We start from the raw sequence: 8912 nt of genomic DNA on the forward strand, positions 1-8912 counted from the left end.
AGCTCACGGCGCGTTCCAGCGCGTCGACGCGGTTCCCGAGCCGCGCGGCCTCCTCCGGGTCGGTGAGCGACTCGGCCTCCAGCCGCAACCCGGTGTGCCGCGATCGTGCGGGCGGCTTCGCGGTCCGGCGCGGTGGTGCTCGGACAGGACGGCTCATGCGGGCACATCGGCGTGCCTCCGGTTTTCTCTCTCGATCTGGTGCTCGGCCGGGGGACCTCCGTGCCGGTGTCTGTCTCCGGACGGCTCCCCCACCCCCGTTGGACGGAGACGAGCGCTGTGTGGTTGACGTGTGCGGTGCCGCACACCTACAGAGTAAGTGTGCTGCGGGTCACACGCGGGCGACATAGCCCGTTGGGACGGTTTCGATCCTTCGATTAGGGGGTCCGGGGGGGTCCATCGGGCTGGTTCGGCGCTGTGACCTGCGACACAAGCGTGCCTCACCGAAGATAACGGTCCAAGCACGACTCGCCGCCGAACCGATAAACGAAAGGTTACGACTGCGCAAGGCCCCTGAGCAGGGCGTCGAGACCACGCTCGAAAGCGGCCACCGCCTCCTCTCCGGACTCGGGCCGGGACACCTGCGGGGCCCCGGGGTCCTCGCCGTCGCCCGCCGGGCCGATCGCCCAGCCCGACCGCTGGATCTCCACCGCGACGCTTCCCAGCACGTACGCCCGCAGGGTGCGGACCGCCCGCGCCGAGTCGCCGAGGCCCGAGGCGGCCAGTTGCTCGGCCTGCTCCCTGATCGCCAGGAGCGCGGTGCCCTGGGGCGGCTTGGTCAGCGCGAGCGCGAGCACCCCCGGATGCTCCAGCAGCGCCGCCCGTGCCGCGTGAGCCCAGGCGCGGGCGATCTCCTGCCAGCTCGCGGGGCCGGCGTCCGGGACGGTGACGGTGGTGACGTGCTCGGCGAGCGCGTCCATAAGGGCCTCCTTGCCCCGCGGCAGGTGGTGGTATATCGCCATCGCCTCCACCTGCAGGGAGTCGCCGAGGCGCCGCATCGTCAGCCGGCGCAGGCCCTGGCCGTCGGCGATGTGGAGGGCGGCGTCGATGATGCGCTCGCGGGACAGGGGGATGGGAGGTCGCTTGGCAGGCATAGGAGGCATGATCCGCACAATGGCTTACTTTGTAAAGGGCGCCACGCCGTGCCGCTGACCGACCTCCTCCCCGGGCCGCGTACGCTAAGGCGAGCAACCGACGCCGGATCACCGGCGATGTGCCGAGAAAGGGCGAGCGATGGCGTTTTTCCGTCCCAGTGTGAGCCGGGAGGCGGAGGTCAGGCACCACGCCGACCAGGAGGTCGGGAAGAGCTTCGCGGAGCTGCTGGAGAAGGCCCGTGGAGCGGAGCGCGTGCTGCGCCGCACGCAGGCCTCCCACGCCGGCGTCGCGGAGCTGCGGGCGGCGGGGCTCGCCTTCGACCGCGCGCTGACCGACGCTCTGCGGGCGGCGGAGGCGGCCCAGCGGGCGTCCTTCGGCGTGAAGGCGTACGACGACCGCATCCGGCGGCGCAAGGGCGTCGCCACCCCCGAGGGGGCCCGGTGGACCGCCGAGGTCACCAGGCTCCGCACCCTGCGCGAGGAGAACCGGCTGACGGGCATCGCCCGGGTGCCGCGCCCCTTCGCCCCCGCGCGCTGAGGCTTCGCGCCACGGGCTTCGCGCTTCGCGCGCCCGGACACCGGCGGCTTCCGTCCGCGAGGACGGAAGCCGCCGGTGTCCGTCAGCTCGCCCAGTCGAGCAGCGGGCGGGTGTTGCTCGGGTGCCGCAGCTTCGAGAGCGACTCCTTCTCCAGCTGGCGGATCCGCTCCCGGGTGAGCCCCAGGTGCTTGCCGATCTCGTCGAGCGTGTGCGGCTTGCCGTCGATCAGCCCGAAGCGCAGTGCCATGATCTTGGCCTCGCGCGGCGTCAGGTTGCCCAGCACGCCCCGCAGCTCCGCGCCGAGCAGCTGCCGGTCGACGACCTCCGAGGCCTCGGGGGCGTCGACGTCCTCGATCAGGTCGCCGATGGTCGTCTCGCCGTCCTCGCCGATGGTGGCGTTGAGGCTGATCGGCTGGCGGCTGGTGCGCAGCAGCTCCTCGATCTGGTCCGGAGTCTTGTCCAGCTCCACCGCCAGCTCCTCGGGGGTGGGCTCGCGGCCGAACCGCTGGTGCATGTCGCGCTCTATGCGCGAGAGCTTCGACAGCAGCTCCAGGACGTGCACGGGAAGCCTGATCGTACGGGCCGAGTCGGCGAAGCCGCGCTGGATCGCCTGGCGGATCCACCACATGGCGTACGTCGAGAACTTGTAGCCCTTGGAGTAGTCGAACTTCTCCACCGCGCGGATCAGCCCGAGGTTGCCCTCCTGGACCACGTCGAGCAGCGCCATGCCACGGTCGGTGTACTTCTTGGCCACCGAGACCACCAGGCGGAGGTTGGCCTCCAGCATGTGGTCCTTGGCGCGCCTGCCGTCCTCGGCCACCCACTCGAGGTCGGCGCGCCGGGCGGCGGACAGGGTCTCGGTCTCCAGCTTGTGCTCGGCGTACAGGCCGGCCTCGATGCGCTTGGCCAGCTCGACCTCCTCCGCCGCGGTCAGCAGGGTGCGCCGGCCGATCGACTTGAGGTAGGTGTGCACCGAGTCGCCCATGACCGAGGACTGGTCGTCCAGGTCGAACGTCTCGCTCTGGAGCTCGTTCTCCTCCGGCTCGTTCCAGCCGTCCCCTGGCTCGGCGGCGGCCTCGTCGTGCTTGGCCGGGGACGCCTGCGACGCGGCGGGAGCGGGAGTGGCCCCGGCCGTCTTGCGCGTGGTCCGGCGAGCGGTGCGCCGGGGGCGGGTCTCGACGGTCCCCTCGGGGGCTTCGGCGGTCTCCGCGGTGGTGATCGTGGTGCTGGTCATTGCGCTCTTCGCGGTAGTCTTCATCGTGGTGCTCTTACGGGTCTTTCTCGCCGGGCTGCCGGTCCCCGAGCGGGGCTCGTTCTCCGCGGCCAGGCTCACGCCGGCCTCGGTGAGGTCACGCAGGATCGACCGGCCCTTCGCGGGGCTGATCCGCGCCGACGAGAACGCCTCGCGGAGCTCCGCGAGGGAAAGGTGACCTTGCGCTCGCCCTCGGTCGAGGACCTGAGCGAGAGTCGTCGGGGTCGCCTCGCGCTCAGTCGAGGTCGCCACGGCGGTTCGGGGCATGAGCACACCTCCTCCGTCACGGAGTCGTCTTCTGGGTCGATGGGGTGGCGCGGCGTTCGGCGTTCGGCGCACCAGTATCAATAACGTCAGGCGCCGTGGTTTGTTCCCGCCCGGCGCGTGGCCGTCGCCAATCGCCTCCTGATCGTCGCGCTCATCGTCGCTGGTCGTCCCCCCTCTGCCCGAGATCGGGGGCTCGACACCGGATCGGGGGATCCGCCGCTCGACACGAGGAGAGGCGGGCCGCCGTCCGGCGACCCGCCTCCCATCAAGCCCGCGCCGTTACTTCGGCTTCTTCTCGGGGGTGATGACAGGGATCGGGAGCGGCTCGGCGCTCTCCATGCGCTTCTCGGTCCAGAACTCGGCGACCTTCTTCGGGTCGGGGTTGACGTCGTCGTTGGTGACGACGAACTCCTCCGGCGACCTGGTCGGCTCGGCGTTCTGCGGGACGTCGGGGCCGGGGATCTGGCCCGGCGCCTCGCCAGGGCCGTAGGGCGCGGAGCCTTCGCTCTCCTGGCTGACCCCGCTTGGCGTGCGGACCCCTCCCGACGCGGCGGCCGCCGCCACGGAGATACCCCCGGCGAGGACCACCCCCACCACTCCGGCGGAGATCCACATCTTGCGGGTTGGGTTCATCAAGGCGTCCTTCCTAGATCCAGCTGCCTGTATGACGCGCCGGACGCGACTTCCGGTTCCCTTGACGGGCCATTGTGGTCAAGAAGCATCCCTTATGCCAGCAAACCCGGAAATATCCCGGCGTATCGCTAAAAGATCGTGCTTGCCGTTCGGCAGCAGCGGGAGCAGGGACCGCAACGCCAGCGCGCGCGGCGCGGCGTACCCGGGCAACCGCCGTTTCACCAGGGCGCGCAGCTCGCCGAGGGCGGGGGGAGCGGCAGGGTCGGCGGCGACGACCACCGCGACGACCTCCTCGCCCCACTCGGGATCAGGACGGCCGACCACGACCGCCTCGCGGACGCCGGGGTGGCCCGCCAGGATTTCGGCCACCGCCCCGGCCACGACCTTCTCGCCCCCGGTGTTGATCACGTCGTCGGCGCGGCCCAGCACCCGCAGCCGTCCCTCGTCGAGCACGCCGACGTCGGAGGTCAGGTACCAGCCGCCGTCGAAGGCGGCCTCGGTGAGGCCGGGGCGCAGCCGGTAACCGGAGAACAGCACCGGCCCCGCCAGGCGCACCCGCCCTTCCGGCCCCACCTTCACATCGACCCCGTCGAGCGGGACGCCGTCGTAGACGCAGCCGCCACACGTCTCGCTCATGCCGTACGTGGTGACGACCCGCGCCCCGCACTCCCTGGCCGAGGCGAGCAGGCCGGGCGGCGCGGCGGCCCCGCCGAGCAGGATCGTACGGAACCGCGACAGATCGGCGCCGACATCGATCATGCGCCTGAGCTGGGTGGGGACCAGGGACACGTGCGCGGCGCCGCTGTCCGCCACCGCGCTGGGGGAGAACCGCTCGTGGATCAGCGGCGCTGACCCGCTCAGCAGCGCCCGCACCAGCACCTGAAGACCCGAGACGTGGGAGGGGGGCAGGCAGCACAGCCAGCGCTCACCCGGCCGGGCCGAGAGCCGCCGGAGCGAGGCCGACGCCGACGCCCGCAGCGCGGAGGCCGCCAGCTCCACCCCCTTGGGCGTGCCCGTGGAACCGCTGGTCGCGATGATCACGGCCGTGTCGCCGGCCGCGGGAACCCCGCCGGGCCACGGCCGCGTGCCGCCGGGGGTGACCACATGGGTCGGGCGCAACTCCTCCAGCGTCGCCCGAAGGGCGTGATCGGGAAGATCGGGCGCGAGGGGAAGCACCGCGGGACCCGCACCGAGAACCGCCTCGCGAACCATGCCGAACAGGGCGGGACCGGGAGGGAGAACCACCGCGTGCACAGGACGCTCACTCACGGTCGTAAGGTTAGTCCCGGTGAGAGGCGCCCCCCGCCCGTGACCTCGGCGGGGCGACGTGCAGGCGAGTGAGGAGCGAGTGTGACCGTGCGCACTGCCGGCCGGAAACGGCCGGGTGACTGCGAGGACGTCGTCGACGAGACCGCCGAGGGCATCGCGAAGATCACGGTCGGTCGTCCCGGCTTCTCCCGCCGCCCCTAGATGAAGGCTCTCCGCGTTCCGACGAGCACGCGCGCCCTGGAGGGCGCGTCCGAGGAGGGCAGGTGAACCCCGCCACCGCGCTCTCCGGCGTCCTTGTGGACGAGCTGGCCCGCTGCGGTCTCACCGACGTGGTGCTGGCCCCCGGCTCACGGTCGGCGCCGCTGGCCATCGCCGTCCACGGCGACTCGCGGCTCCGCCTGCACGTGCGCGTCGACGAGCGGTCGGCGTCCTTCCTCGCGCTCGGCCTCGCCCGCAGGTCCGAGCGACCGGTCGCCCTGGTGTGCACCTCCGGCACCGCCGCCGCCAACTTCCACCCCGCGGTGATCGAGGCCCACGAGTCGGGCGTGCCGCTGCTGGTGCTCACCGCCGACCGCCCACCGGAGCTGCGCGCCACCGGGGCCAGCCAGACGATCGACCAGATCAAGCTGTACGGCTCGTCGGTCCGCTGGTTCGCCGAGGTCGGCGCGCCCGAGGAGCGGCCCGGCCAGGTCGCCTACTGGCGCTCGCTCGCCGCCCGCGCCTACCAGCGCGCACTCGGTCCGGGCGACCCCGGCCCCGTCCACCTTAACCTCGCCTTCCGCGAGCCGCTCATCCCCGACGGCGACTCCTCCTGGTGCGAGTCCCTCGACGGCGACGCGAGCGGCCCCTGGGTACGGGCCCGCGTGGCCCCGCCCTCGGCCGGCCTGCACGTCGCCCCCACCCGGCGCGGCGTGCTGGTGGTCGGCGACGGAGCGGCCAACGTGCGGCGGTACGTCGCCGCCGCCGGCATGGCGGGCTGGCCGGTGCTCTCGGAGCCCACCGGCGGCGCCAGGTACGGCGACCACGCCGTCTCGGCGTACCACTTCCTGCTGGGCACCCCCGAGTTCGCCGACGCCCACCGCCCCGACGTCGTGGTGACCCTGGGCCGGCCGAGCCTCTCCCGGCCGCTGCTGTCGTGGCTCAAGCGCGCCGACGAGCACATCGTCGTCACCCCTGACCTGTCCCGCTGGCCCGACCCCACCCGGTCGGCCACCCAGGTCGCCGAGGCCGTCGAGATCGCCGCCGCGGCCGGGGACGACACCTGGCTGCGGTCCTGGAGGGCGGCCGACACGGCGGCCCGCGCGGCCGTCGACGCCGTCCTCGACGACTCGGGGATGAGCGAGCCGCGCCTTGCCAGGGACCTCACCGAGGTGCTCCCCAACAACACCCTGCTGTTCTGCGGCTCCTCCATGCCCATCAGGGATCTCGACCAGGCCATGCGGCCACGTCGCGGCCTGCGGCTGCTCGCCAACCGGGGCGCGTCCGGCATCGACGGCCTGGTGTCCACCGCCATCGGCGCGGCGCTCGCACACAACGGCCCCTCCTACGCCCTGCTCGGCGACCTGACCCTGCTGCACGACCAGAACGGCCTGATACTCGGCCCCCGCGAGCCCAGGCCCGACCTGTGCCTGGTCGTGGTCAACAACGACGGCGGCGGCATCTTCTCCCTTCTGCCGCAGGCGGGGCTGCCCGAGTCCTTCGAACGGGTCTTCGGCACCCCGCACGGGGTGGACCTCTCGTACGTCGCCGCCGCCACGGGCACGCCGCACACCCTGCTGTCGTCCATCGACGACCTGCCCAAGGCGATCAGGGGTGAGGGGGTGCGCATCGTGGAGGCCCGCACCGACCGCGAGGAGAACGCCCGCGTGCACATCGCCATGCGCGAAGCCGCCCACGAAGCGCTGCGCTCCCTCCCCTAGCCGGGAAGGAGCACTGTGCTCGCTTAAGTAAAATCGGGGGCATGCCACAACATAGGGTGTGAGCCATGCATGTGGAGGAATGGCTTCAGGCGATCCCCCCGGTCTGGATCTGCGTGATCGTGGGCCTGGTGATCGGCCTTGAGAGCCTCGGCATCCCGCTCCCAGGTGAGGTCGTCCTCGTCAGCGCCGCACTGCTGTCGGCACAGCATGTCGTGAACCCCCTGTGGGTCGGGGTCTGCGCGAGCGTGGGCGCCATCGTCGGCGACTCGATCGGGTACCTCATCGGCCGCAAGGGCGGGCAGCCGATGTTCGACCGCCTCGGCAGGCGCTTCCCCAAGCACTTCGGCCCCGCCCACCTCGCCAAGGCGAGGAGCGTCTTCGACCGGTGGGGCATGTGGGCGGTCTTCTTCGGCCGCTTCGTCGCCCTGCTGCGCATCCTCGCCGGGCCGCTGGCCGGCGCCCTGCACATGCCCTACTGGCGGTTCCTGGTCGCCAACGTGCTCGGCGGCATCGCCTGGGCGGGCGGCACGACCACCGTGATCTACTACCTGGGCATCGTGGCCGACAAGTGGCTCAAGGGCTTCTCGTGGGTCGGCCTGGTGGTGGCGGTGCTGTTCGGCATCGGCACCACGCTCTACATCAAGCGCCGCGCCTCGAAGATCGAGGAGCCCGCGACCGAAGAGGTGGCCGGTCAGCGCTCGATGAGCGTGACCTCCAGCGAGTAGTGCGAGGCACGGTAGACATGGGAGCCGTGCTCCACGGCCCTGCCCTGGTCGTCGTAGGTCGTACGGATCATCGTGAGCAGCGGCGCGCCCCTGCGCTCGTCCAGCAGTCGCGCCTCGGCCGGGGTGGCCGACCGCGCGCCGATGCGCTGGTTCGCCACGCGCATCCGCACGCCGGCGGACCTCAGCAGCTCATAGAGGCCGCGCTCCTCCAGGGACTGCGGCGTGATCGACCCGAGCGCGGCCGGCAGCCAGTTGTGCAGCAGGGCCAAGGGCTCGCCCGCGGCGTAGCGCACCCGCTCGACGTGCAGCACCTCCGTGCCCGCGGCCACGCCGAGGACCGCGGCGATCTCCTCGTCGGCGGTCACGGACCGCAGGGACAGCACCCGGGTGGTGGGCTCCTGGCCCGCGCGGCGCAGGTCGTCGTACAGGCTGGTCAGCTCGACCGAGCGCTTGACCTGGCCGTGCACCACCTGGGTGCCGACGCCGCGTTTGCGCACCAGCAGGCCCTTGTCCACGAGGTACTGGATGGCCTGGCGGATCGTGGGGCGCGAGAGCCCGAGCCGGTCGGCGAGCAGGATCTCGTTGTCGAGCCGGGCGCCGGGCGTCAGGTCGCCGCGCCTGATCGCCTCGGCGATCTGCTCGGCCACCTGGAAGTAGAGCGGCACCGGGCTGGAACGATCGAGATCGATGTCGAGTCGAGTGCCCAATGTGCCTTCTCCCGGCTCAGTTCTGATCGCTAAGGGTCCAGGGTAGCGGACGTCAATATGTCCGTACAAAGACCACCGTCCCCCTCCGATCCCCCTCGTGGAGGCGGACCGCCCGCCGGATGAAAAGGTTTCACTTCTCGTGTTGAACGCGGCACTCAGAGTCACCGGAGGCGATACTTTTTCTCCAGGAGGTAATGACGATGTCAACAACCGACGTTGAAGGGCGTATGACCGAGCTCGAGAACCGGCTCGGCGTGCTGCGGGACCAGACCGTCGCGGCGACCTACCTGGCCGGCGAGGCGAAGAAGGAGTCAGAGACGGGGAAGCTGTTCTACCGTTACGCGCTCGACGACCTCAAGAGCATCCGCGCGCAGCAGGACGTGCACACGATGATCCTGAGCGGCCACTCCCAGCTCCTGGACGGTCTCACGTCGACCGTTGAGTCGACGATCTGGGAGAAGTGGAACGGCATCGAGCCGGACGGGACGCTGGCCACCGCCGAGATGAACTC

Annotated in this window: 10 protein-coding genes; 4 read left to right on the top strand and 6 right to left on the bottom strand. The window is 71.6% G+C overall.

Going from position 1 to position 8912, the window contains the following annotated elements; genetic code table 11:
* Positions 1 to 167 (bottom strand): DUF5999 family protein (locus tag AB0B89_RS32635; RefSeq protein WP_358560492.1); only part of this gene is annotated, 167 nt, incomplete at its 3' end.
* A 324-nt stretch (positions 168 to 491) separates the two neighbouring features.
* Positions 492 to 1091 carry a TetR/AcrR family transcriptional regulator C-terminal domain-containing protein gene (locus AB0B89_RS32640; RefSeq protein ID WP_358560477.1) on the bottom strand — a complete coding sequence of 200 codons (600 nt, stop codon included), beginning with the start codon at positions 1089 to 1091 and terminating at the stop codon, positions 492 to 494.
* A gap of 139 nt (positions 1092 to 1230) precedes the next feature.
* Between AB0B89_RS32640 and AB0B89_RS32645 the strand changes: the two genes are divergently transcribed.
* Positions 1231 to 1629 (top strand): hypothetical protein, encoded by a 399-nt coding sequence (locus AB0B89_RS32645; RefSeq protein ID WP_358560479.1) that lies wholly within the window; start codon positions 1231 to 1233, stop codon positions 1627 to 1629.
* A gap of 82 nt (positions 1630 to 1711) precedes the next feature.
* Here the strand turns inward: AB0B89_RS32645 and AB0B89_RS32650 are convergent, their stop codons facing one another.
* The 3 genes from AB0B89_RS32650 to AB0B89_RS32660 all read right to left on the bottom strand — a co-directional run bounded on the left by AB0B89_RS32650 (position 1712) and on the right by AB0B89_RS32660 (position 4993).
* On the bottom strand, positions 1712 to 3148 hold the full coding sequence (locus AB0B89_RS32650; protein WP_358560481.1) for an RNA polymerase sigma factor: 1437 nt from the start codon (positions 3146 to 3148) through the stop codon (positions 1712 to 1714).
* Positions 3149 to 3427: 279 nt separating this feature from the next.
* Positions 3428 to 3781: a hypothetical protein gene (locus AB0B89_RS32655; RefSeq protein WP_358560483.1), complete on the bottom strand. Its 354-nt coding sequence runs from the start codon at positions 3779 to 3781 to the stop codon at positions 3428 to 3430.
* 78 nt (positions 3782 to 3859) lie between these two features.
* Positions 3860 to 4993: an AMP-binding protein gene (locus AB0B89_RS32660; protein WP_358560494.1), complete on the bottom strand. Its 1134-nt coding sequence runs from the start codon at positions 4991 to 4993 to the stop codon at positions 3860 to 3862.
* A 320-nt stretch (positions 4994 to 5313) separates the two neighbouring features.
* Here AB0B89_RS32660 and menD point away from each other — a divergent pair, with 320 nt between their 5' ends.
* Positions 5314 to 6969 carry a 2-succinyl-5-enolpyruvyl-6-hydroxy-3-cyclohexene-1-carboxylic-acid synthase gene (gene menD, locus AB0B89_RS32665; protein ID WP_358560484.1) on the top strand — a complete coding sequence of 552 codons (1656 nt, stop codon included), beginning with the start codon at positions 5314 to 5316 and terminating at the stop codon, positions 6967 to 6969.
* A gap of 65 nt (positions 6970 to 7034) precedes the next feature.
* The gene (locus AB0B89_RS32670; protein ID WP_358560486.1) at positions 7035 to 7694 is read left to right on the top strand and encodes a DedA family protein; all 660 of its coding nucleotides are present in this window, start codon (positions 7035 to 7037) and stop codon (positions 7692 to 7694) included.
* Here the strand turns inward: AB0B89_RS32670 and AB0B89_RS32675 are convergent.
* Positions 7661 to 8401, bottom strand: a complete 741-nt coding sequence (locus tag AB0B89_RS32675; protein WP_358560488.1) for a GntR family transcriptional regulator — start codon at positions 8399 to 8401, stop codon at positions 7661 to 7663. The two genes, AB0B89_RS32670 and AB0B89_RS32675, sit on opposite strands and share 34 nt — an antisense overlap.
* 227 nt (positions 8402 to 8628) lie before the next feature.
* On the opposite strand from AB0B89_RS32675, the gene AB0B89_RS32680 reads away from it, so the two are divergent.
* Positions 8629 to 8912 (top strand): hypothetical protein (locus AB0B89_RS32680; protein ID WP_358560490.1); only part of this gene is annotated, 284 nt, incomplete at its 3' end.

The sequence above is a fragment of the Sphaerisporangium sp. NPDC049002 genome, from assembly GCF_040649355.1.
In the GTDB taxonomy this organism is placed as follows: domain Bacteria; phylum Actinomycetota; class Actinomycetes; order Streptosporangiales; family Streptosporangiaceae; genus Sphaerisporangium.